The 22,743-nt window shown below is 70.3% G+C and carries 22 protein-coding genes and 1 tRNA gene; 8 read left to right on the forward strand and 15 right to left on the reverse strand.

What is annotated here, in order from left to right; genetic code table 11:
• Positions 1-57: 57 nt before the first annotated feature.
• Positions 58-1,152, reverse strand: a complete 1,095-nt coding sequence (locus tag I4I78_RS01010; protein ID WP_308251834.1) for an ABC transporter ATP-binding protein — start codon at positions 1,150-1,152, stop codon at positions 58-60.
• A gap of 86 nt (positions 1,153-1,238) precedes the next feature.
• Complete coding sequence (locus tag I4I78_RS01015) at positions 1,239-2,240, reverse strand: extracellular solute-binding protein (RefSeq protein WP_218609232.1); 1,002 nt, start codon at positions 2,238-2,240, stop codon at positions 1,239-1,241.
• Between the two features lie 491 nt (positions 2,241-2,731).
• Between I4I78_RS01015 and I4I78_RS01020 the strand changes: the two genes are divergently transcribed.
• From I4I78_RS01020 to I4I78_RS01030, 3 genes are all read left to right on the forward strand, one after another.
• Positions 2,732-4,096, forward strand: a complete 1,365-nt coding sequence (locus I4I78_RS01020) for an MFS transporter (protein WP_226378866.1) — start codon at positions 2,732-2,734, stop codon at positions 4,094-4,096.
• A gap of 231 nt (positions 4,097-4,327) precedes the next feature.
• Positions 4,328-5,134, forward strand: a complete 807-nt coding sequence (locus I4I78_RS01025; RefSeq protein ID WP_226378867.1) for an enoyl-CoA hydratase/isomerase family protein — start codon at positions 4,328-4,330, stop codon at positions 5,132-5,134.
• A gap of 276 nt (positions 5,135-5,410) precedes the next feature.
• Positions 5,411-6,583, forward strand: a complete 1,173-nt coding sequence (locus I4I78_RS01030) for an NDMA-dependent alcohol dehydrogenase (RefSeq protein WP_374225825.1) — start codon at positions 5,411-5,413, stop codon at positions 6,581-6,583.
• A 105-nt stretch (positions 6,584-6,688) separates the two neighbouring features.
• Here I4I78_RS01030 and I4I78_RS01035 read toward each other — a convergent pair whose 3' ends face one another.
• The 10 genes from I4I78_RS01035 to I4I78_RS01080 all read right to left on the reverse strand — a co-directional run bounded on the left by I4I78_RS01035 (position 6,689) and on the right by I4I78_RS01080 (position 15,342).
• Positions 6,689-6,931: a hypothetical protein gene (locus tag I4I78_RS01035; RefSeq protein ID WP_218609235.1), complete on the reverse strand. Its 243-nt coding sequence runs from the start codon at positions 6,929-6,931 to the stop codon at positions 6,689-6,691.
• A 183-nt stretch (positions 6,932-7,114) separates the two neighbouring features.
• A complete protein-coding gene (locus tag I4I78_RS01040) occupies positions 7,115-7,834 on the reverse strand; it encodes an SDR family NAD(P)-dependent oxidoreductase (RefSeq protein WP_308251835.1) in 720 nt (239 codons plus the stop codon).
• Positions 7,835-7,893: 59 nt separating this feature from the next.
• Positions 7,894-8,358 (reverse strand): Rieske (2Fe-2S) protein, encoded by a 465-nt coding sequence (locus I4I78_RS01045; protein WP_218609237.1) that lies wholly within the window; start codon positions 8,356-8,358, stop codon positions 7,894-7,896.
• Between the two features lie 29 nt (positions 8,359-8,387).
• Positions 8,388-9,527, reverse strand: a complete 1,140-nt coding sequence (locus I4I78_RS01050) for a thiolase family protein (protein ID WP_218609238.1) — start codon at positions 9,525-9,527, stop codon at positions 8,388-8,390.
• Positions 9,524-9,910, reverse strand: coding sequence for a Zn-ribbon domain-containing OB-fold protein (locus tag I4I78_RS01055; protein ID WP_218609239.1), 387 nt, complete (start codon positions 9,908-9,910; stop codon positions 9,524-9,526). The genes I4I78_RS01050 and I4I78_RS01055 overlap by 4 nt, the downstream gene beginning before the upstream one ends.
• 26 nt (positions 9,911-9,936) lie before the next feature.
• Entirely contained in the window at positions 9,937-11,121 is a 1,185-nt protein-coding gene (locus I4I78_RS01060; protein WP_218609240.1) for an acyl-CoA dehydrogenase family protein, read from the reverse strand.
• A 51-nt stretch (positions 11,122-11,172) separates the two neighbouring features.
• On the reverse strand, positions 11,173-11,829 hold the full coding sequence (locus I4I78_RS01065; RefSeq protein WP_218609241.1) for a FadR/GntR family transcriptional regulator: 657 nt from the start codon (positions 11,827-11,829) through the stop codon (positions 11,173-11,175).
• 110 nt (positions 11,830-11,939) lie between these two features.
• Positions 11,940-13,175: a CaiB/BaiF CoA-transferase family protein gene (locus tag I4I78_RS01070; protein WP_218609242.1), complete on the reverse strand. Its 1,236-nt coding sequence runs from the start codon at positions 13,173-13,175 to the stop codon at positions 11,940-11,942.
• Positions 13,172-14,158 carry an acyl-CoA dehydrogenase family protein gene (locus I4I78_RS01075; protein WP_218609243.1) on the reverse strand — a complete coding sequence of 329 codons (987 nt, stop codon included), beginning with the start codon at positions 14,156-14,158 and terminating at the stop codon, positions 13,172-13,174. Before I4I78_RS01075 ends, I4I78_RS01070 begins: the two co-directional genes overlap by 4 nt.
• Positions 14,155-15,342: an acyl-CoA dehydrogenase family protein gene (locus tag I4I78_RS01080; RefSeq protein ID WP_218609244.1), complete on the reverse strand. Its 1,188-nt coding sequence runs from the start codon at positions 15,340-15,342 to the stop codon at positions 14,155-14,157. The genes I4I78_RS01075 and I4I78_RS01080 overlap by 4 nt, the downstream gene beginning before the upstream one ends.
• Positions 15,343-15,524: 182 nt before the next feature.
• Between I4I78_RS01080 and I4I78_RS01085 the strand changes: the two genes are divergently transcribed.
• Genes I4I78_RS01085 through I4I78_RS01105 form a run of 5 tightly spaced genes read left to right on the forward strand, consistent with a single transcriptional unit; the run spans position 15,525 to position 20,628 of the window.
• Positions 15,525-16,661, forward strand: a complete 1,137-nt coding sequence (locus I4I78_RS01085; protein WP_218609245.1) for an amidohydrolase family protein — start codon at positions 15,525-15,527, stop codon at positions 16,659-16,661.
• 2 nt (positions 16,662-16,663) lie between these two features.
• Positions 16,664-17,470, forward strand: coding sequence for a fumarylacetoacetate hydrolase family protein (locus I4I78_RS01090; RefSeq protein ID WP_218609246.1), 807 nt, complete (start codon positions 16,664-16,666; stop codon positions 17,468-17,470).
• Entirely contained in the window at positions 17,467-18,561 is a 1,095-nt protein-coding gene (locus I4I78_RS01095; RefSeq protein ID WP_218609247.1) for an amidohydrolase family protein, read from the forward strand. Before I4I78_RS01090 ends, I4I78_RS01095 begins: the two co-directional genes overlap by 4 nt.
• A 25-nt stretch (positions 18,562-18,586) precedes the next feature.
• Positions 18,587-19,816, forward strand: coding sequence for an alpha-hydroxy acid oxidase (locus I4I78_RS01100; protein WP_218609248.1), 1,230 nt, complete (start codon positions 18,587-18,589; stop codon positions 19,814-19,816).
• A gap of 56 nt (positions 19,817-19,872) precedes the next feature.
• Positions 19,873-20,628 (forward strand): enoyl-CoA hydratase/isomerase family protein, encoded by a 756-nt coding sequence (locus I4I78_RS01105; protein ID WP_218609249.1) that lies wholly within the window; start codon positions 19,873-19,875, stop codon positions 20,626-20,628.
• A 727-nt stretch (positions 20,629-21,355) separates the two neighbouring features.
• Here I4I78_RS01105 and I4I78_RS01110 read toward each other — a convergent pair.
• The 3 genes from I4I78_RS01110 to I4I78_RS01120 form a co-directional block, all read right to left on the reverse strand.
• Positions 21,356-21,430, reverse strand: a tRNA-Val gene (locus I4I78_RS01110).
• 23 nt (positions 21,431-21,453) lie between these two features.
• The gene (locus I4I78_RS01115) at positions 21,454-21,879 is read right to left on the reverse strand and encodes a TIGR02611 family protein (RefSeq protein WP_218609250.1); all 426 of its coding nucleotides are present in this window, start codon (positions 21,877-21,879) and stop codon (positions 21,454-21,456) included.
• Between the two features lie 2 nt (positions 21,880-21,881).
• Positions 21,882-22,730 carry an anti-sigma factor gene (locus I4I78_RS01120; RefSeq protein WP_218609251.1) on the reverse strand — a complete coding sequence of 283 codons (849 nt, stop codon included), beginning with the start codon at positions 22,728-22,730 and terminating at the stop codon, positions 21,882-21,884.
• Between the last annotated feature and the right edge of the window lie 13 nt (positions 22,731-22,743).

The following is a 22,743-nucleotide window of genomic DNA, read 5'->3' on the forward strand; positions in this document are numbered from 1 at the left end:
GCCCTCGCCGGGCGGGCGGGACGGCGGGCGTCGCGGGCGGAGTGGCTGGACGCGCGGTTACGACCACGACGAACCCTCGTCGGCGCCCTCGTCGACGGGTAGCACCCGCACGTCGGCGGGATCGATCGTGACCCGGCAGCGAGATCCTGTCGTGTGGGAGGTGGCGCCGCTGTCCCACACCGCGAGACGGGTGCCGTCACCGACGCCGAGCATGTACTCGCTACGGCTGCCCACGAACACCGCCAGATCCACTGTCGCGGGCCAGGTGTTCGGTTCGTCCGGCGTCCCGGTCACGATCCGCCACCGTTCCGGCCGGGACGCGAGCAGTACCGGATGCCCGACCAGCGCCGTGGGGACGCGGGCGGTCACCTCCCCGATATCGGTCTGCACGGTCGTCGGGTCGAGCGCCTGACCGGTGAGCTCGTTGGACACACCGACGAAGCGAGCCACGTACCCGCTGGCCGGACGGTTGTAGATCTCCTCGGGCGTGCCCAGCTGTTCGATCCGCCCCGCGTGCAGGACGGCGATCCGGGTCGCCAGGCTCATCGCCTCGTGTTGGTCGTGGGTGACGTAGACGGCGGTGAAGCCGAGCCGGCGCTGCAGCGCGAGCAACTCGAAGCGCAGCTGGTCCCGGACCTTGGCGTCGACGTTGGACAGCGGCTCGTCGAACAGCACCACGTCCTGCCCCGCGACCAGGGCACGGGCCAGCGCGATCCGCTGCTGCTGCCCCCCGCTCATCTGACCGGGGTACTGCTCGGCCAGCTCGGGGACCCCGACCAGGGCCAGTGCCCGGTCCGCGGCCGCCCGGGCCTCGCGCCGCCCGCCTCGCCGGTTCTCCAGCGGGTAGGCGACGTTGGCCAGTGCGGTCATGTGCGGCCACAACGCATAGGACTGGAACATCATGCTCACCGGCCGGGCCTCCGGCGCCACGTCGACCCGAGCTCCGCGCCCCGCGCGGAACACGGCCCGGCCGCCGATGGTGATCTCCCCACGGGACGGGGTTTCCAGACCGGCCAGGCAGCGCAGCAGGGTCGTCTTGCCGCATCCGCTCGGTCCCAGCAGCACCAGGAACTCGCCGTGGCCGATGTCGAGGTCCAGGTCGTCGACGGCGGGCACGTCGGCGCCGCCACGCCGGGTGAACGTCTTGGTCACCCCGCGCACGACGATCTCTGCGGTTGAGGGCTCGCCTGGGTCGGTGCCGGTGTGCTCTGCAGTGGCCCTGGCGGGCGCGCGGGCGGTCACGTCAGCCCCAGCAGGTCGAGGATCCGGCGCTGATCCTGGGGGCTGGTCGGCTCCGGCGAGCGGTAGCCGGCGGGCAGCGGGAGCATGCCCGGCAGGTCCCGGCGCGGGGACGCGGCGACAGTGCCGTTGACCGCCGTCTGGCCGGCCGGGGTGAGCAGGAAGTTGGCGTACAGCGCGGCCGCGTTGCGGGTCTGCCCGCAGTCGGAGACCGACACGAACTGCTCGACCCCGGTGGTCGGTCCGTCCGAGATCACCCGGGTGGTCAGCGGCGCACCCTGCTCGGCCAGCGGCTCGACGACCGAGAGGATCGTCGGGAAGGCGACGGCGCGTTCGCCGGCGGCGGCCTGCTGGGTGGCGGGCACCGAGCTGTCGGCGACGCGCAGCTCCTGGCCGGCCAGCCGGCGCAGGAACTCGTCACCGTACTGCTCGCGCAGCATGTTCATCAGCGACATCCAGCCGGGCGTACTGCGCGGGTCGGTGAGCACGATCCGCCCGCGCAGCGCCGGGTCGAGCAGAGCGCGGGGATCCGCAGGCGCCGACGCCTCCGGGACCGCCGTGGTGTTCGTGGCGATCGCGGCCGGGATCACGCTGATCCGGGCCGCGCGGCCCATCACCACCGCCTCCCGCGGCCAGCGCGCAATCTCCGGGATCCGCCCGGCCTCCAGCGGGGCGAACCAGCCGCGGGAAGTGCCCTCGCGGATCAGCTCGGGGTCGGCGGCGATCACCGCGCCGGCGCTGCACACCTGTGCCGAGCGTTCGGCCGCATACCGGGTGGTGAGGGTGCCGGAGGCGAGCCGAACGGGTTGCACATCGACGTCGGGGTACACCTCGCTGAACGCGGCCACCGTCGCCTCGATCAGCTCAGGGTTCTGCGAGCTGTAGAGCACCAACGGGGGCTCGGCCGCGGCCGCCGCGTACAGGCCCGCCGTCGCCGGGTCCGAGGTGCCTGCCCCGGACGGCATCTCCGGTCCGGACCCGCAGCCGGCAGCCAGTGCCACGGTCGTCAGCGCTCCAACCAGCACCGTCCATCGGCCTGCTGAGACTCTCGCGCGTCGTTGCGCCTTCATCGGTCCCGCCTCTCATCGTGGATCCCGCCAGGCCCGGCCATCGGGGTGCGCAGGGCGCGGATCCCTCCAGTGCCGAACATCCGGTCACGGTCACCAGGTCGCCGGACGATCCGCACAGCGCGTCGAGCAGCAGCCCGCGGCGCAAGTGCCGAGCAGCCTCCATGGGCACCTCCGGGCTGCGACGCCCAGCCGGATCGCCGCGTGTGCCGCCGAGATGGCGACGCAGAGAGCCTGCAACCAAAAACTTAAAAGGTCAACCCTTTTGTCATTCGGTCATTCGTGATCTCATCTTCGTAGCGCTGATGTCCGCACGGCTCGGCGCACAGGCCACCGCCCGGCCCCTCGCGATCGCCACGGGGTTGAGCACGCCGAACGAAGCCCTCGGCCAGCGTGCCGACGCGGCCGGAACAAAGGAGTTCCCCTTGTCCGATCCCACCGGCGCAGCCACCTTGCCCGCCCGAGTGCGGCGCCGTGCTGCACTTGCCAGCGTCGTCGGCACCACGGTGGAGTGGTACGACTACTTCATCTTCGGCACGGCCTCGGCGCTGGTGTTCAACGAGCTGTTCTTCCCCGACCTGTCCCCCGCCGCCGGCACCCTGGCCGCGTTCGCCGGGTTCGGCGTCGGGTTCCTCGCCCGACCCTTCGGCACGATCCTGTTCGGACACTTCGGGGACCGGGTCGGGCGCAAGCCGGTGCTCGTCGCGAGCCTGCTGCTGATGGGCGTGGCGACCGTACTGATCGGTCTGCTGCCCACCCACGCGAGCATCGGCATCTGGGCCCCGGTGCTACTGGTCGTGATGCGTCTGGTGCAGGGCATCGGCGTCGGCGGCGAGTGGGGCGGCGCGGCGCTGGTCGCGACCGAGCACGCACCCACCGGCCGTCGCGGGCTCTACGGGACGGCACCGATTGTCGGCGTCCCGCTCGGCACGATGCTCTCGGCGGGAGTGTTCTCCCTGGTCACGGCCGTGTGCACGGAGGAGCAGCTGCTCGCGTGGGGGTGGCGGATCCCGTTCCTGCTCAGCGGTGTGCTGATCGTGGTCGGGCTGGTGATCCGCTCCTCGGTCGAGGAGTCTCCGGTGTTCCGCCAGGCGCAGGAGCAGAAGCAGGCGCCGAGCAGGTTGCCGGTGTGGGAGGTGCTGCGCACCCACCCGCGAGCCGTGCTGCTCGCCGCCGGCGCACTCGCTCCCGGGACTGCGATCTTCTACATCGCCGCCACCTGGACGGTCTCCTATGCGACATCCGAGATCGGCTTCTCGAAGAACGAGGTCCTGAACGTGGTCGCGGTCGTGTCGGCCCTCGGCATCGCGATCAAGCTCGCCTCCGGCTGGTGGTCCGACCGGATCGGGCGTCGTCCCATGATCGCGACCGGCTGCGTGATCATGGCTCTGATCGCCTTCCCGTACTTCTGGTTGATGAACACCGGCAGCATCTGGCTCTTCGCCGTCGCCGCGTTCGCGGTTCAGATCAGTCTCGGGTTTCTGGCCGGGCCGATCGCGGCGCTGTTCTCCGAGCTGTTCGAGACCCGGCTGCGCTACTCCGGGGCGTCGCTGTCCTACCAGCTCTCGACCACGATCGCCGGTGGTACCGCACCGGTGATCTGTGCCGCGCTCTATGCGGGGACCGGGGCGTACTGGCCGATCGCGGTGTACATCATCGGGCTCAGCCTGCTGGGCCTGATGTGCATCACGTTGACGCGGGAGACCTACGGCAACCGTCTCGACGGGACTCCGACAGGCTCGGCCTCCACCGATCTGGCCGTCGACCGCCATGGCCAGGTCACCGGCTAGCGCTACAGCTCGGACAGGTTGTCGGCCTGGTGACGGGGGCCGGCCCCGATTGCGGCCTCCCTCGTGGTCCAACGGACGCAGGTCCAACCGCCACGGCCCACCCGGCCCACATCGCTGACCAGACCGCCGGCGCCGTCAAGCAACCGGTCGAACGCCTCTGGCTTGCAACATCAAGGCCGGCGACGTGACTCATCTTCTCGCCGTGCCCCCTACCGGACAATGGACGTAGTGATGACCCCATCCCGCCAGCACACCCTCACCACCGAGACGGTCGCCGACGGCGTCGTACAGGTCACCCTGGACCGCCCCGATCGCGGCAACGGCGTGGTCCCCGAGATGGCCCAGGACCTGGTGGAGACCTTCTCCCGGCTGGACGCCGACTCCGCGGTCCGCGCGGTGGTGCTCACCGGCGCCGGGAAGCAGTTCTCGGCCGGTGCCGACCTCAAGACCATGCGCGAGCACCTCGAGCACAAGATGCCGAAGACCGGGGAACCGTACAACGCCAGGGTGATCTTCCCGGTGATCGAGCAGATGGTGTCCTCACGTCTTCCACTCATCGCCGCGATCAACGGCGGCGCTACCGCGGGAGGCATGGACCTGGCGCTGGCCTGCGATATCCGCCTCGCCTCCACGGCGGCGAAGTTCGGCCATACCTACATCAACCTCGGTCTCCCGCCGGGGAACGGCGGGACCTGGTTCCTGCCCCGCTTGGTCGGCTCCGGCGTGGCGGCCGAGCTGGTGTTGACCGGCGACGTCGTCGACGCCGCCCACGCAGCCCAACTCGGGCTGGTCAACCGAGTGGTCGAACCTGAGCGCTTGCTCCCGGATGCCATCGCCCTGGCCGAGCGGATCGCGGCGAAGTCCTGGCGAGCGGTACAGGCGAGCAAACAGTCCCTGCGCGCCAGCTGGCAGGTCGACCTCGCCGCCACGCTGTCAACCAACTACTGGGCACACGCCGCGTTGCAACCCGGCCCCGATGTCGCCGAGGGGCTCGACGCGTTCCTACAGAAGCGACCCGCCCGGTTCAATCAGCGCTGAGCGACCGTCCGCTCGACCACTTGCCGGTGAGCCGCGGAACCGCCGCACCGACCACACCCACCGTGGTTCGATCCGCCGCCAAGCGAAGCCCTCTACTGCCCACCACGCCGACAATCGCGTCGAGGGGTGAACGGCCTGCTTATGTGTTCTTCCGATGTTTGTCCGGGCAGATTCGCGAATGTCTCGGCAGAGTGACCTGGCGCACGACGACAGTGCTTCGCAGTCGACGAGCCATCCGCCCAGGCGAGCGTCGACCGCCCCGGCGACCGGAGCCTGATGCCGCGGGAACCGCTGTACGACGACCGACGAAGACCGATAGGGGTCGATATGAAAACTCACGCTTCCATCCTGCGTAACGCGCCAGGGTCGTTCGAGCCGGTGGACCTCGACCTCGAGGGGCCACGTACGGGCGAGCTCACCGTCAAGCTCGTCGCCTCCGGCCTGTGCCACTCCGACGACCACATGGCCACCGGCGACATCCCGTACGGGATCTACCCTCTGTGCGGAGGCCACGAGGGCGCCGGGGTGGTGACCGAGGTCGGGTCACACACTCCGGGCTGGGAAGTCGGGGACCATGTCGTGTTCACCTTCGTCCCGGCCTGCGGGCGGTGCCGCTGGTGCGCCGAGGGCAAACAGAACATCTGTGACTTGGGCGCGACCATGCTCAACGGTGCGCGGTTCGACGACCCGACGAGCTTCCGGATGTCACTCGACGGCGCGCCGGTCGGGCAGATGTCGGGTATCTCGACCTTCAGCGAGTTCACCACGGTGAGCGTGAACTCGGCGGTGAAGGTGCCGAAGGACGTCCCCCTCAAGCCGCTGTGCCTGCTCGGTTGCGGGGTGGGGACGGGATGGGGCTCAGCCGTCAACGCCGCCGACGTCCGGCCCGGACAGACCGTCATCGTGATGGGGGTCGGCGGGATCGGCACCAGCGCCGTGCAGGGCGCGGCGCACGCCGGCGCAACCACCGTGATCGCGGTGGACCCGGTCCCGTTCAAGCGCGAGAGCGCGATGGAGTTCGGCGCCACGCACGCCGCCGCGAACATGGCTGAAGCCCTCGACATGACCCGTCACGTCACCAACGGCCAGGGGCCCGACGCGGTGATCGTGACCGTCGGGGTCACCACGGCCGAGCACGTCGGCCAAGCGCTGGCCGCGGTACGCAAGTCCGGCGTCGTCGTAGCGACCGGCGCCGGCCCGGCCGGGGTCTCCGATGTCCCGATCAACCTTCTCGAGCTGACCATGTCCCAGAAACGACTGGTCGGGGCGCTTTTCGGACAGACGAGCCCGTTCACCAGCATTCCGTGGCTGACCCAGATGTACGCCGCCGGGCGGCTGAAACTGAACGAAATGATCACCAAGACGTACACGCTGGACCAGGTCGCCCAGGGCTACCGGGACATGCACGCGGGAACCATCATCCGCGGCATCGTTGACTTCGAGGCCTGAAGGCCGGCGGTGGTGGCAGCTCGGCGGCCGTCTACGTCAGCAGCCGCACCAGCCCTGGGCGGCCGACCTCTACCAGCCCCCAGGCTGCGTCGTTGCATGATCCAGTCAGTTCACTTCGAGGAGCTTGACCTTCACGTCGGCGCCCGAGATGTCCTGCACGGACCACTCCAACTCGCAGGACACATGGAGGTGACGGGTCAGCGCCCGGACCGCACCGTGGGCGTCCCGGAGACGGACCTTCGCGTGCGCGGCGACAGTGTCATCAGCCGCCCGCACCTCACGCAGCTTCTCGGTGGCGGTCACCCCCGAGTGCACGATCTCGGCGATCGCGGTCTCGAACGCGATCAAGCGCGGGGTTATGACTGGCCCGGACGACAGTGAGGTGCCAATCCACGTTGGCGAGCCGTTACTCGCAGTTGCCGACCCCACCCTGGCAGCGGAGAAGGCGCGATATCCACGCAACAACCAGTTCTGCGAACGAGCAGACCAAATGCCCCGCCACCGCGCCGGATCCGGCAAAGGCGGGAACGATCAGTAGGTTGATCTGCCCCCACTCGCGTCGAACACGGCCGCGGTGGAGAACGAGCACCGCGGCGAGCTCAGCCATGCGATCAGCTCGGCGATCTCCGCCGGCCGACCGACCCGCCCCATCGGGATCTTCGCGACGAGTCCGGCGATGTGCTCGGGCTCGGCGGCGGCGACCAGCGGGGTCTCGACGATCGTCGGTGTGACGGCGTTGACCAGCACCCCGCTGGTGGCAAGCTCCTTGCCCAACGACTTGGTGAGCCCGATCATGCCGGCCTTGGCGGCCGAGTACGGGCCGCTCCCGGCGTTACCTTCCTTACCGGCCACGCTGGCCACGTTGACCACGCGTCCGTAGCCGGCCCGCAGCATGTGCGGGATCACCTCGCGGCAGAGCAGGTAGGTCCCGGTCAGATGCACCCGCAGGACCGATTCGAACACCGCAGGATGGATCTCCCACAGCGGTGCCGCGGGAGCCGAGTGGCCAGCGTTGTTGACCAGGACGTCGATCCGCCCGAAGCGGTCGAAGGCCGACCGCACGGCGGCGCGGACCTGCTCCTCCACGCCGACGTCGGCCACGAGGCCACACACCGGTGTGCCCGCTTCATCGAATCGCTCCGCCAGGACCTTCACCGCGTCGGCGTCGCGGTCGAGCAGGGCGAGCGAGGCGCCGCGTTCGGCAAGCAGGTCGGCGGTGGCCCGTCCGATTCCGCCGGCTGCTCCGGTCACCAGCGCGACCTGACCGCTCAGGTCGCGTGACGCACTCGACTGCCGGATGGTCGGCGGGGTCATCGACGCGTCTCGACCACGACGTAGTCGTCCTCGACCCGGACGGTGAGCGTGTCGGCGACATAGGGGCCGGGCCGTCGGCCGTCGGCCCCCACGTCCCCGGCCCCGTCCTGGCCAGCCAGCACGTCGCGGCCGGCCTCCACTGCGACCCGGTACGGGCGGATCCGGGTGCGCCCGGGATCGAAGTAGGACTGCCCGGTCTCGATGTCGAACTCCCAGCCGTGCCACGGACAGGTCAGGTACTTGCGGTCGGGTGCGTACTCGTACTCCCCCGGCCGGCGCGAGCTCATCGCTCCGACGATGTCACCGCGACACAGCTCGGCGCCCTGATGTGGGCAGTGGTTGAGGAACGCGTAGAAGCGGCCACCGACGTTGAACACGCCGACCGAACGGCCGTCGATGTCGACGATGACCCGCTCGCCCTCGGCGATGTCCGCGCATCGAGCCACGACGTAGTTGGACATGCTTGCCCTCCCTGTGCCGGTTCGGGGTTTCAGACCCGGTCGAAGATCATGACCGAACAGTTGCCGCCGGCACCGAGGGCGTGGGTCAGTCCGATCCTGGCCCCAGGGACCTGGCGTGCTCCGGCACGGTCACGCAGCTGGTGCACGATCTCGTGCACCTGGCCGAGTCCGGAAGCTCCCACGGGCTCGCCCTTGGAGAGCAGGCCGCCCGACGGGTTCACCGGTTGCCGGCCGCCCAGGGTGGTGGCACCGGATTCGACGAGGGCGCCCCCCTCGCCCGGCGCACACAGCCCGAGTTCCTCGGTGCTGATGATCTCGGTACCGCAGTCGGTGTCCTGCAGTTCGACGACGTCGAGATCGTCGGGGCCCAGCCCGGCCCGCCGGTAGGCGTCGTCGGCAGCCAACCGGGTGACCGAGGGCGTCGGTCCGGTCGGCGCCGGCGTATAGGTGGGCATGTGCTCGCCGACCGGTTGATGCAGGAGGGCGGTGCGCAGACCGTGACCGCGCAGCCGGATGTCACCGGGCCGTGCCGGTCGCCGCCTCAACACGACCGCCGCGGCTCCCTCGTTCGGCGCGCAGAGCATCAGCATCCTGAGCGGGTCGGCGACCGGCCGACTGGCCAGGACCTCCTCCACCGGCACCGGCCGTCGGTACATCGCGTTCGGGTTGTACCGGCTGTGCGCGTGGTTCTTCTCGGCGACCTTGGCCAGTTGCGGGGTCGTGGTTCCGTGGTCGTGCATGTGGCGTCGGATGGCGAACGCGAACTGGGCCGGGTTCGAGGCGTGCCCGCTGTGCTGGCGCCACGAATCGAAGTAGTCCATCCGCATCATCCCGCGCGGCATCTTCTCCACCCCGACCACGACCACGACGTCGTGGTCGCCGGCGAGCAGCGCCTGACGCGCGAGCTGTAGCCCGGCGCCGCCCGACGAGCAGGCGTTCTCCACGTTCAGCACGGCGAGCCCAGTCCGCCCCAGCACGTCGACGATCTTGTGACCGGCTCCCGTGCCGGCGTACATGTGCGCGCAGTACAGCGCCCCGACCTCCGACCAGTCGGTTCCGGCGTCGCGCAGCGCGTCCCGGACCGCATACACCCCAAGATCGGTGGGTGTCGTTCCGTCGAACCGACCGAACGGGTGGATGCCGACCCCCTCCACGACGACGTCGGTCATCGGTCCTCCTCCTCGGTGGTCCGGAACGCGAATGTCGTACGACGCTCCTCGGTCGGCCCGACCTCGGTCAGCTCGAGTCGTACCGTGGCGCCGATCTCAAGTCCGGCCAGGTTCTCGGACAGGATGGTCGCGGTGATCCGGGCCCCGTCCGAGAGCTCGACCACCCCCAGCGCGTAGGGCACCGGTCCGACGTAGCCCGGCGCCGCGGCGTGCAGAACGGTGAACGTCCATAGCCGGCCCGAGTCGGGCAGGGCGGTGTCGCGCACGTCGACCGCACCGCAGCTCGGGCAGCCCGGGGCCGCCGGGAAGGTCTGCAGCCCGCACCGCAGGCACTCGGCACCGCGCAGCGCCGTTCGTCCTTCGAGGAACAGGGCCGGGTCCACGCTCGGAGCGCTCCTTAGCCCACCGCTCATGTCCGACCCGCCTTGGCGTTGCGCAACAGATGTCGGGCGACGAGCATGCGGTGCACCTCGGAGGGACCCTCCCCGATCCGCTTGACCCGCAGCTCCCGGTACCAACGCTCGAGCGGCATCTCCTGGGCTACACCCATCCCGCCGAAGATCTGGATGCAGCGATCGACGATGCGCCCGGCCGCTTCGGTCGCATAGACCTTCGCGATCGAAGCGTCCACCGTGAACTCCTCACCGCGGTCGCCCATCGCGGCCGCCTGGTAGACCAGCAACCGCGCCGCCCGCAGCTCGATCTCGGAGTCGGCCAGTGGCCACTGCACGGCCTGCTTGTCCGCTAACGGGCCGCCGAAGGCCTCCCGCTGCAGCGCGTAGCGCGCCGCGAGAGCGATCGCCTCCCGGGCCACACCGAGCACGACCGCGGCGTAACGGACCCGCCCGTGGCCGAGCCAGCGCTGGGCCAGGGTGAATCCCTTGCCCTCCTCCCCCAACAGGTTCCGGGCCGGGACCCGGTGGTCGGTGAAGGTCAGCTCGCACGGAGCCCAGGACCTGATGACGGGGATCGTGGTCGCCTCGAAGCCCGGCTGGGACGGGTCGACCAGGAAGCAGCTGATGCCGTCGCGCCCGCGGGACGGGTCGGTCCGCGCGAACACGATCCCCCAGCGCGCGGTGTCCGCACCGGAGATCCACATCTTGCTCCCGTTGAGCACCCAGTCGTCCCCGTCGCGCACGGCGGTGGTGCGGATGCTGCGGGCCGGGTCCGCGCCCCCGCTGGGCTCGGTCAGCGCGACGAACGTCTTCTCCCCCCGCTCGATGGTGGGCAGGGCGAATCGGCGGATCTGGTCCTCGGTCCCGCCGAACACGACGCTGGGTGGATCGTTGCCGAAAGCGCCGGCGGCCGGAGTCTCCAGACCCATCCGGCATCGTGCGGCCTCCTCGGCAACCACACACTGCTCGAGCAGCGACATTCCGGTCCCGCCGTACTCCTCCGGGGAGCCGATGCACCACAGCCCGGCCTGGCGTGCCTTGGCCTGCAGCGGCCCGAGAACGTCGGGCGGCAGCTCGAACGCATCCGGTTCCGCGTCGCTCTCGGCCGGGATGACCTCACGATCCATGAAATCGCGCACCGTGTCTCGCAGGAGCAGCAACTCCTCGGGCAGGGTCCACAGCTGCTTGTCGTCTGTCACTGATTTCGCTCCTCAGGCGGCTTCCCGTAGCCGCGGCAACGGGAATTGCATCTATTCGAACAGCACTGAGCTGGCGGCGTGCAGATGCCGCTGCATCAATTGCCCGGCCGTCTCCGGATCCCTCCGGCGGATAGCGTCGATGATCTTTTCGTGCAGGCGGTGCGCCTTGCGCAACGTGACCGGCGATCCGTACTCGTCGGCCGCGATGGCGGCTCGGATGTTCGCCGAGATCGCGCTCATCACCGCGGCCAGGACGTCGTTGCCGCTGGCCTCAGCCACCGCCACGTGCCAGTCCACATTGCGGTCGAGGAACAGCGGCACGTCGGTCACCAGATCGGCCATCTCCACGGTGAGCCGCTGCAGCCGGTCGATATCCTCGTCCGAGCCCCGCTGCGCGGCCAGGACCGCGCAGCTGGGCTCGATCAGATCGCGGACCTCCAGCAACGACGTCGTATTGATCCGTCGGCCCCGGATGAACATGTCCATGAACCGGACCACGCCCTCCCGAGGAGGCTGCTGCACCACGTAGCCGCCCCCGCGGCCGATCTTGGTCGCGAGGAGGCCCTCCATGCTGAGCATGCCGAGCGCCTCTCGCACGGCGGCCCGGGACAGGCCGGACTCCTCGGCCAGCTCGCGCTCCGCGGGCAGCAGCGCACCGGCCGGCACCGACTCGGACAAGATGCGGTCGCGGAGCTCGTCGGCGAACACCTCCGGCGCGCGGCGGACCTGGAGTCGCCCGATCCGGGGCGAGAGTCTGGTCGTCGAGGCGTTCCGGGGCTCGACGGGAGAAGGTGTCGTGGGGACGCGGCCTTCGATCGTCATGGGCTCGTCGGATCCGGGCCCGAGGCCACCACGCCGCTCCGGCGCAACGACGCGAGCTCCTGCTCGTCACGGCCGAGGAGCTCGGTGAGCACCTCGGTCGTGTGCTGGCCGAGCAGCGGCGGTGGACGCATCCGGGAGGTCGGACGGGCACCGTCCACCCGGAACGGGGTCCCGACGACGTCCACGACGCCGGCGGTCGGGTGATCGAACTGCCCGATGAGCCCGTGCGCGCTGACCTGCTCCTGCTCCAGGGCCTCGACGATGTCGAGCACCGGTCCGTGCGGAACGTCCTCGTCGCCGAGGATCTTCTCCCACTCCGCCCGGGTACGCGTGCACAAGATCTCGCCGATCAGCTCCGTCAGCTCCGTCCGGTTCCTCCGGCGGGCCGTGTTGGAGGCGAACCGTTCGTCGTGACACAGGTCCGGTCGACCGATCGCCCGGCAGAACTTCTCCCAGAACCCTTCGACCAGGATCGCGACCACCAGATAGCCGTCCTTGCACCGGAACCGCCCGTAGGGCACGACGTGGTGGTGGTCGCTGCCGATCTGCGGTGGGGGCTGGCCGGTCAACAACGCCAGCTGGTTCAGGTAGCCCTGCAGAGCGATCAAACCGTCGAGCAGGCTCAGGTCGATGTGTTGCGGGCCCGATGGACCGTCGGCGGTGTCGCGCCGCCGCAGCGCCGCCTGGATCGCGATCACGCCCCACAGACCACCGCCGAGGTCCCCGAGCGGGAGGCTGGCTTTGCCCGGGGGCTCGCCCGGTTCACCGGTCACGCTCATCACCCCGCTGCGTGCCTGCGCGACCAGGTCGAAGGCGGGAGCGTCGCGCAGCGCGCCATCCCGGCCGAAGCCGCTGATCGAACACAGGATGATGTCGTGGTTGACCGCGCTCATGTCGTCGAAGGACAGGCCGAGCCGGTCCAGCACGCCGGGCCGGAAGTTCTCGACCACGACGTCGCAGCACCGGACCAGGTCGAGCAGCAGCTCCCGTCCCTGCGAGGACTTCAGGTCGATCACGACGCTGCGCTTGTTCCGGTTCAGCGACAGAAAGTAGTGGCTCTCGCCGCCCGGGTAGTACGGCGCGATCGTTCGCACCTCGTCACCACGTCCCGGCTCCTCGACCTTGATCACATCGGCGCCGAGGTCACCCAGGATCTGGGTGCAGAACGGGCCCGCCAGCACCCGGCTCAGGTCCAGGACCCGAATGCCGTTCAACATCGTCACGTCGTTCACGCCTCCTCCTCCCGTGTGCCGACCGGCGTCACGTCGAGCGCCGGGAACCTGGGCAGGTCGAACCCGGCGAGCAGATCGGCACCGGCATCGGTGACGAGTTCGTCGGCCGAACCGAGCAGGGCGTCCAGGCCGAACCCACGGCGGGCGTGCCGGTGCAACGCGTGCTCCCAGGTCAGTCCGATCGCCCCGGACACCTGCATGGCGTTCGCCAGCACCTCGGCATGGGAACGGGCGGCGAACGCTTTGGCACACGCCGCGGTGGACGGCGAACCGTCCGCCCAGGCCGACTCGACCAACGCCGCGGCTCCGACGAGGCCGGCGTAGGCATCGGCGAGGCGATGGCGAACCGACTGGAACGACCCGATCGTCCGCCCGAACTGTCGCCGGTCCCGAACCTGCTCGGCGGCCAGATCCAGGACCGCCCGACCGGAGCCGATCAGCTCCGAGGCAAGGGCGCGCCGCCCCGCGGCGAGGCCCCGCGCCCATGCCCGCGACGCCGCCTCGCCGGTCAGCAGCGGCTGGGCGTCGGACACCGCGACCCGCACGCGGCACCAGTGCGCATCCGGATCGAGGGCATCCACCGGTTCCGCGGGCGACCGGCCCGGAAACCGCACGCAGAGCAGAGTCGCCGAGGTCCCGGCACCGGACGGGGTCAGGACCGATGTGTCGGCCTCGACCGACCCGAGGAGCAGGCCGTCCAGCATGTCAGGTGACGACCAGCTGTCGACCGGATACAGCACGCGGGTGGGACCGGCGGCGAGTCCGATCGCCCGGAGCACCACTGCGTCGAGCGCGGGCGAGGCGGCGAGAGCCCGCCCCTGCTCCTCGAACAGCAACCGGGTCGCGCCCGCCTCGTCCTCGGCCAGGACGTCGTCCCAGCCGAGCTCGGCCAACATCGCCGGCACGTCGACGCGCCCGTTCCCGGAGAGCGCCTCGTGCAGCGTCTCCCGCAGCAGGACGGTCGTGGCGGTATCCATGGTCATCGGTCGTTCTCCCCAGGAAGCATCAGCACCCGGTCGGCGAGGATGCCCCGTTGGATCTCGGCAGAGCCGCCGTAGATCGAGGCGGCGCGGGTGTAGAACCAGGTCGAGCGCCACCGTTCCGCCTCGGCGCCGGGGTCGAGCACGAACATCGGGCCGAGGACGCGGCGGGCGACGTCGAGGACGGTCTGCTCGGCGCGCGAGAGGAGCAGCTTGTCCGCACTCGCGTCCGGCCCGACCGTCTCGCCGTCAGCCAGGCGCCGCACCGTCACGCCGGACCGGGCCCGCAACGCCGCCGTCGCGAGGCGGGCCTCGCCGAGGGCACGGCGTGTCGCACCGTTCTCCCGGGCACCGGCGGGCACCTGCTCCGCGAGCTGGCCCAGCAGCCCGAACAGGACCGCCTGGCGCATCCACGCGTACATGCCGCGCTCGTACTGGAGCAGGTACATGGCGATCGCCCAGCCCTGGCCGACCTCTCCGATCACCCGATCCGCCCGCACCCGGACGTCGGTGAAGAACACTTCGGCGGTCTCGTTCGTCCCGGTGGACATCCGGATCGGGCGCACCGTGACCCCGGGGCTGTCGAGGTCCACCAGCAGCATCGACAGGCCACGGTGTCTGCTCTCGGTGGAACCGGTCCGGCACAGCAGCGCTATCCGGGTCGCCAGGTGACCCAGCGTCGTCCAGGTCTTCTGGCCGTTCACCACGAAATCGCCGTCCGGGCCCTCCCGAGACGCCCGACAGCGCAGCGCCGCGAGGTCACTGCCGGCCTCGGGTTCGCTGAACCCCTGCGCCCACGACTCCTCCCCGCGCAGGCAGGCCGGCAGGAAGCGGGCCGCGAGGTCGGGGCCGAACCGCAGGATCGGCGGGCCGATGGTCTCCAGGATGACGTTCTGCTCGGGGGCCGGGATCCCCGCCCGGGACAGCTCGTCGTAGAACGCCGCGCGGTGGCGCGCGCCACCCCCTAGGCCGCCGGCCTCGACGGGCCACCCGTACCGGTTCCAGCCCTGGATGTGCAGCTCGGCGAGCAGTGCGCGTCCGTGTTCGACCCGCAGCTCGGTGGTTGACGCTTCCGGCCCTCGGAACCCCGGCAGCGGAGACGACGGGTCGGTCAGTGCTGCGGCGAGCGACGTGGCGTAGCCCGCGGCGTCACGCAGGTCGGGCGGGGCGCTGACAAGGTCGGCCACGGCAGCTCCTGACTGTCGACGGGTTTCGCGTCGGCGCCATCATCACGCCGAAAGAAAAAAAGGTCAACCATTGACTGGGCGGTCTTTAACCCTGTACTCAGAGCGGAGCGAAGCCGCCCGTCGTGGTGGTCTCCGCGCCGCTGTCGCCGCAGCGGCGCCCACCGTTCCCGAAGGACGAGTCGATGTCCGAGACCTCGGTCCTGCACGCCACCAGCCGACCCGCGCCGACCCCACTGCGTCTCGTGGACGCGGACGTCCACCATTCCGCGCACCCCGGCGCGCTGACCCCGTACCTGGAGCAGCGGTGGGTCGACTACCTGAACGCGTTCGGCGTCCGGACCCGACACGAGACCGATACGAGGCCGGCACTGCGTCCCTTCGCCGCACGCGCGGACGCCATCCCACCGTGCGGGGTCGCCGGTGGCGACCCTGATTTCGCTCGGGCGCAGCTCCTCGACCCCTACGGCATCGACATCGCGATCCTGAACAGCCTGATCGGGCAGATCCAGTACTCGGGCGGCAATGCGCCGGTGCCGTTCTGCGAGGCGCTGGAGCGCGCGAACAACGACTGGACCCACACCGAGTGGTTGCAGCGCGATCCGCGATGGCGGGCCAGCATCGCCTGCCAGTACGACAGCCCCGAGATCGCGGTTCGCGAGGTGGAACGCTGTCGGTCGCTCAGTGACCGGTTCCTCCAGATCCTGGCCTCGACCCGGACCGAGCGTCCGTTCGGGCATTCGAAGTACTGGCCCCTGTTCGAGATCGCGACGCACTACGACATCCCGATCGCGTTCCACCCCGGCGGGTCGGGGAGCAACCAGCTCTCCGGGAGCGGATGGCCCTCGTACTACTTCGAGAACCACCTCACCTACCCGTTCGGGGCGCTCAGCCATGTAGCCAGCCTCGTCTTCGAGGGCGTGTTCGACCGCTGGCCGACGCTCAAGATCGTGTTCGTGGAGGGGGGCTGGTCTTGGGTAGCGCCCTACGCCGCCCGTCTCGACGCGACCTACGCCGTCCAACGCGCGGAGGTCGCGCACCTACAGCGCAAGCCCTCGGAGTACCTGGCCGAGCACTTCTGGTTCACAACACAGCCGTTCGAGGAACCCCCGAAGCCGCGGTGGCTTCCCCTGGTCTACGAGCAGTTCGCCGAAGCCGGGCTCGACGGGCGGCTGATGTTCTCGAGCGACTACCCGCACTGGGACTTCGATTCGCCCGCCCAGGCGATCCCGCGCACCCTTCCCGAACCGGTACGCCGAGGCTTGCAGTACGCGAACGCGGCGGCGCTGTACGGCTTCCCGCTCGTCCCGGGCGCGGAGTAGCCGTGCGTCTCGCGACCTTCCTGCCGCCCGGTACGACCGACGCGCCGTTCGCCGGCGACGTGCGGGACGACGAGATCGTGGCGTTCGACCGAGGCGTCGCGGTCGAGGATCTGATCGCCTCCGGTGAGCGCCCCACCCCGACCGGGGCCCGGTACCCGCTCGCCGAGGTGACCCTCTTGGCGCCCTACGTACCGCGGGCGGTGTTCGGCGTGGCGTTGAACTACGCCAAGCACATCGATGAGACCGCGTCGGCTCGACCGACCGACCCGATGGTGTTCCTGAAGGGCCCGGCCAGCGTGACCGCGCCCAGCGGTCCGGTCGTCCGCCCGCCGACCGTCGAACGGCTCGACTACGAGGGCGAGCTGGCCTGGCTGATCGGGCCGGACGGAGGCGTCGGCGGCTACGCGATCGCGAACGACGTGTCCGCCCGCGACATCCCGGACCGGATGATGACCGTGCACAAGGGCGGGGACACGTTCTGCCCGTGGGGCCCCTGGGTGACCACGGCCGACCACGTGCCGGACGCCTACGACCTGCGGGTGCGTACCTGGGTCGACGGGGAGCTCCGGCAGGACGCGAGCACCGCGGACATGATCTTCCGGGCGGATCAGCTTCTCGCCCACATCGGCCGGACGATCATGCTGCGGCCCGGCGACATGATACTCAGCGGAACCCCGGACGGCGTCGCGCTGGGCTCCGACCCGCCCCGGTTCCTCGAACCCGGCCAGGTCGTCCGGATCGAGATCGAGGGCCTCGGCTCCATCGAACACGAGATCGTGGCCGCCGCGCCGGCCCTGGAGGAACGATGACGACCCTGGCCGAGTCACTGGCCGACGTCCGCCGCACCCGACTGTGGGACGGGCCCGTCGTCGACTGCGACGTCCATGCCCAGTTCGACGGGATGGCGGCGCTGTGGCCCTACCTCGAGCCCCTGTGGCAGGACTTCATCACCGAGCGCGGCTACTCCGGGCCGCCCAGCCTGACCACCGTGTACCCCGCCGGGGCGCCGAGTTCGGTCCGCCCGGAGTGGCGTGCGGACGGGGTCCGGGCCGCCTCCACCCTCGAGATGATGCGGACCCAGGCCCTCGACGCATGGAACGTCGAACGTGCGGTCGTGAGCTGCTACGCAGGCGTGGACTCCTGCCGACACCCGGATCTCGCCGCCGCGCTGGCCCGCGCTGTCAACGACTGGCTCATCAGCGAGTGGCTCGACCGTGACGACCGGCTCCGCGCGTCCATGGTCGTCCCGATCCACACGGTGGCCGACGCCGCGCGCGAGATCGACCGGGTCGGTGGGCATCCCGGGTTCGTCCAGGTGCTGATGCCCGTCCGGGCACCGCAGCTCTACGGCCGTCGCAATTGGTACCCGCTGATGGAGGCCATCACGCGGCAGGACCTGGTGTTCGGCCTGCATTTCGGAGGCACCGGCGACGGCCCGCCCTCGCCGTGTGGATGGCCGTCCTGGTACATCGAGGAGTACGCGGCGGAGCAGCAGGTTTTCATGTCCCAGGTCGTCAGCATGGTCGTCGAGGGCACGTTCCAGCAGTTCCCGTCACTGCGGGTCGCGGTGCTCGAGGGCGGCTTCACCTGGCTGCCATCGCTGATGTGGCGGTTCGACAAGGAGTGGAAGGGACTGCGCCGCACGACCCCCTGGCTGGACGCGCCACCTTCCGAGCTGATCGCCAGGCATATGCGGTTCTCCACGGCCCCGCTGGACGCCGGGTCGCCCACTCAACTCGCCCGGCTCCTCGAGTGGACCGGCCCGGAGATCCTGATGTTCGCCAGCGACTACCCGCACCACCATGCGGACGACCCGGTTGCCCTGCTCGAGGCCCTGCCCGAGGACGCTCGCGCCGGCGTCATGGCCGGTAACGCCCGAGCCTTCTACCGGCTCGGCTGACCACACCGACCCCGGAGACACGCCGATGCTGCTCAACACCGACGACTACCGCAAGGCCGCACGTCGGCGGCTCCCCCGCACCACCTTCGACGTCATCGACGGCGGAGCCGGCGACGAAGTGACGCTGCGCGCGAACAGGGACGCCTTCGACGACTTCGTCCTGCGCCCCCGCGCGCTCGCCGACGTCCGTACGCGGGACCTGAGCACCACCGTGCTCGGGCAGCCGGTCTCGATGCCGATCCTGCTCGCCCCGTGCGGCTTCGCCCGGATGGCCCACCGCGACGCCGAACCGGCGGTCGCGCGAGCCGCGGCCGCCGCGGACACCGTCTACTCGCTATCGACGGTGTCGAGCTACCCGCTCGAGGACGTCGCGGCCTCGACCACCGGGGCGTTGTGGTTCCAGCTCTACCCTCCGGCCGACCGGGACGCCTGCGCGGCGCTGGTCGCACGTGCGTCCGTCGCCGGATACCGGGCGCTGGTCGTCACGATCGACGGAGCGACGTCGGGCCTGCGGGAGCGGGACAAGCGCAACCGGCTCACGATCCCGATCCGGGTGACCCCTCGCATGGTGGCCGAGGCCGCGTTGCGTCCACGGTGGGCACTCGACTTCCTCCGCGGCGGCGTGGGACGCGGCTCGCACGGGGTCCTGACTCCCCGGAAGCCGGTGTCACTGACCCAGGTCGGGCGGGCGCTGGCCGCCACCGCCCGCCCCGTCACCCTGGACGAGCTGGCATTCATCCGCGACATCTGGCCGGGGCCGCTGGTCGTGAAGGGTGTCCTCCGGGGCGAGGAGTGCCGAATGCTGAGCGATCTCGGCGTCGACGCCGTCTCGGTCTCGAACCACGGCGGTCGCCAGCTGGACCGTGTCCCTGCCGCCGTCGACGCGCTTCCGGAGGTTGTCTCCGCGGTCGGCGACCGGATGGAGGTCTTCGTCGACGGTGGCTTCCGACGCGGTACCGACGTCGCCATCGCGCTCGCGCTGGGCGCCCGCGCAGTCATGATCGGGCGGCCTTATCTTCACGGGCTGAGCGTGGGAGGGCAGGACGGCGTCTCGCGCGTGCTAGAGATCATGCGCGCCGAGCTCGACCAGACGATGTGCCTGCTCGGAGCCACCCGGGTGAAGGACCTGGACTCCTCGGCCGTCGTCCGCCGTGACGAGTTGCACGGGCGGTTGCGACTCGACGACGTGCCGAGCATCCCTCGACGGCCGCCCGCCACGAGCGACACGGGCCGATCCGCTCGGGCCACACCGTGAGACCCAGCACCGGGCAGCCCACTGCCGCCGCCGAGCTCTGAACCGGGAGACCAGACGTGTCTGAACGATTCACCCTGAGCACGCCGCGCAACGGCGTCACGCTGGTGACCATGGATCGCCCCGCGAAGCTCAACGCGATGGATCCGACCTTCTTCCGGGAGCTGGTCGAGGTCTGCGCGGAGCTCGATCGCGATCCCGATGTACGGGCCGCGGTGATCACCGGTGCCGGGCGTGCCTTCTCAGCAGGTGGTGACATCGACTCGTTCCACGACCTGGCCGGCGACACCCCGCGCATCCGGGCTCACCTACGGCTCGTCTTCGAAGCGTTCAGCGCCGTCGAGCGATGCGGGATACCGGTGGTCGGGGCGGTGAACGGGATCGCGCACGGCGGCGGCACCGAACTCACCCTGGCCTGCGACGTCGCGCTCGCCGCACGGACGGCCACCTTCGCATTCCGGGAGGCGACGATCGGCCTCACCCCGGGCTGGGGCATCGTGCGCGGCCCGGAGGTGATGGGCCGGCACTGGACCCGTCTGCTCGCCCTGACCGGACGGATCGTCGACGCGGCCACCGCCGAACGGGCCGGGCTGGTGCAGGAGGTCGTGCCGGACGCCGAGCTGCTCGACCGGGCCCTGGACCTGGCCATGGAGATGGCCGCGCTGCCGCCGCTGGCCGTGCAGGTGGGCAAGGCATTCGTCAACCGGGACACCGGTGCCGGGTTCGCCGAGTCGATCGAGGCCACCGCCCTGCTGTTCACCACACCCGAGCACCGCGACGCCGTCGCCGCGTTTCGCGCCGCCCGCGGACGGTGAGGCACGCCGCACACCGACGCACGAGCCACAGTGCAAGGGACTTGGTGAACGCGGGTTTCGCACGACCGAATCGCCGGGCCTGCCTATCTCGATGCCTTCACCTCTCCCCCACGCCGCCCTGAGTCCCCCCGGTGTGTCCGGAGCGTCCGGACACACCCGGGGGGACTCAGATCGAGGGCTCCTCCCACGGGACGACGGTCCGGCCGGCTCGCTCGTGCGCTTCTTCCGATCCCGTTGCCAAGAACCCGCTTGTCCGGCGACCCCTGACGCTGCGATGTCCGTCATGATCGCTGGCGGGTCACGGACCCGACCCGATCCTGTCAGCCCACTTGCGGATCGACCCAGCCGTGACCCACGCCCACACCGGCGCACTGCCGATTCGTCAAGACAGACATCGCCCTGCGGGCGCAGGGATGGAAGATCCCGCTGAACCTGCAGCCCGCGGCGTCGAACGGCTTCTGCGGTCCGAGGCTGCTTACCGGGCGCGACCCCCTCTGACCGCAGTCCAGCCACACACGCTGACAGGCCAGTCTTGGGGCCTGCAGCGGCGCTGACCGCTTCTGATCGACTGCCTACGTTGTGGTCGTACGGTCGGTATACAACGCTCTGACCAGCAGCTCCGTCGGCGAGATTTTCGGACCGACCGAAGAGGTCACCGTTGTTGTCAAAGTTGTGTCAGAAGCAGACAAAACGCCCTTCCTCGAAGATCGAGAAAGGGCGTTTGTGCTGGTGGGCGATACTGGGATCGAACCAGTGACCTCTTCGGTGTGAACGAAGCGCTCTCCCCCTGAGCTAATCGCCCTCAGCGGTGTCTACGACCCTACATCACCCGAAGATCGGGCTCTGCAACCAGGTCCACTGCTCCAGTCCCACCCATCCCGCGAGCAGGTAGAACGCGCCGAGTAGATACAGCGTGGCCACGACGATGAGCCCCGTGAGCCCGAGCACCAGCAGACGCACGATCATGCTCTGACGGCCGAGCCACGACGTCCACGCGTTGTACTTGCCGCGGGCGTAGCGCAGCACCCTGCGGGCCCAGGTGAACTCGCTGGCGAGGATGCCGAGGCCGGCGAAGACGATCAGCCAGCCGGGACCCGGGTACGGGATCGCGATGATCCCGGCGACGAGGACGATCGTCCCGACGACGCCGACCGCGATCCGGTAGGTGGACCGCATGGTCGGGTTGGCGTCGATCCGGGAGCGGAAGCCGCGCAGGCCACCACCTGCCCTGCGCACCTTCGTCTCGCCCATGCTCAGGTCTCCACCTGTCCCTTGGCCCGGATGTCGGTCGGGCTGGTCGGTGCCTGACGGCCCGGCTCGAGGGAGATTGCGTACGTGCCGAACGACCCGCCCGCGGCAGAGCGTACCGAAATCGGGCTGCCCGGAGACGGTGCCACGTCGAACGTTCCGATGGGCTGCGGTCCGGCGTCGTTCAGACCCCAGAGGACGTAGGTCTGGTCGTCGACCGAGTTCGGCGAGAGGCCGACACTGACCACGGTGGGCCGGCCGCCGTCGACCATCACGGCCGCGACCGGCTCGGCGTTCGGCGTGGCGGCGGGGGTCAGGAACGCGTGCGTGGTGCCCGGGCGGTCCATCTGGGCCACGGTCTCGAAGATGTTCTGCGCCTGGGCCAGGCTCGCGTCGCGCTCGGAGCGCATCTGCTGGGCGTAGCCGATCACGGCTCCCCCACCGGCCAGCACGGCGACCACGGCGACGGCCGCGACGAGCATCCGCCCACGACGGCGCGACGACCCCGGACGTGCGGGCCGTCCGGCCGGCCGGTCCGGCTCGGGACCGCGTTGCTGCGAGGCACGACGACTGCGGGTCTCCGTCGCGTCGTCGTGTGCCTGCATCCGGGCGGGCTCGGCACGGGCGACGGCGGGACGCTCCTGCGGCGTCTGCGCCGCGAGATCCATGATCGACGCGCGCAGCCGCTTCGGCGGGTCGCGCTGCTCCACCGCGGTCGCGAGACCGGTGGTCACCTCGGCGACGTCGGCCGCGGTCCGTCGGCAGTCGGCGCACGAGTCGAGGTGCTCGATCGCGGCCATCTCCTCGTCGGGCTCCAGCGAGTGCAGGGCCCACCCCACGATCTGTTCGGTCATCGCACAGGACCCC

The sequence above is a fragment of the Pseudonocardia sp. KRD291 genome (assembly GCF_019263595.1).
In the GTDB taxonomy this organism is placed as follows: domain Bacteria; phylum Actinomycetota; class Actinomycetes; order Mycobacteriales; family Pseudonocardiaceae; genus Pseudonocardia.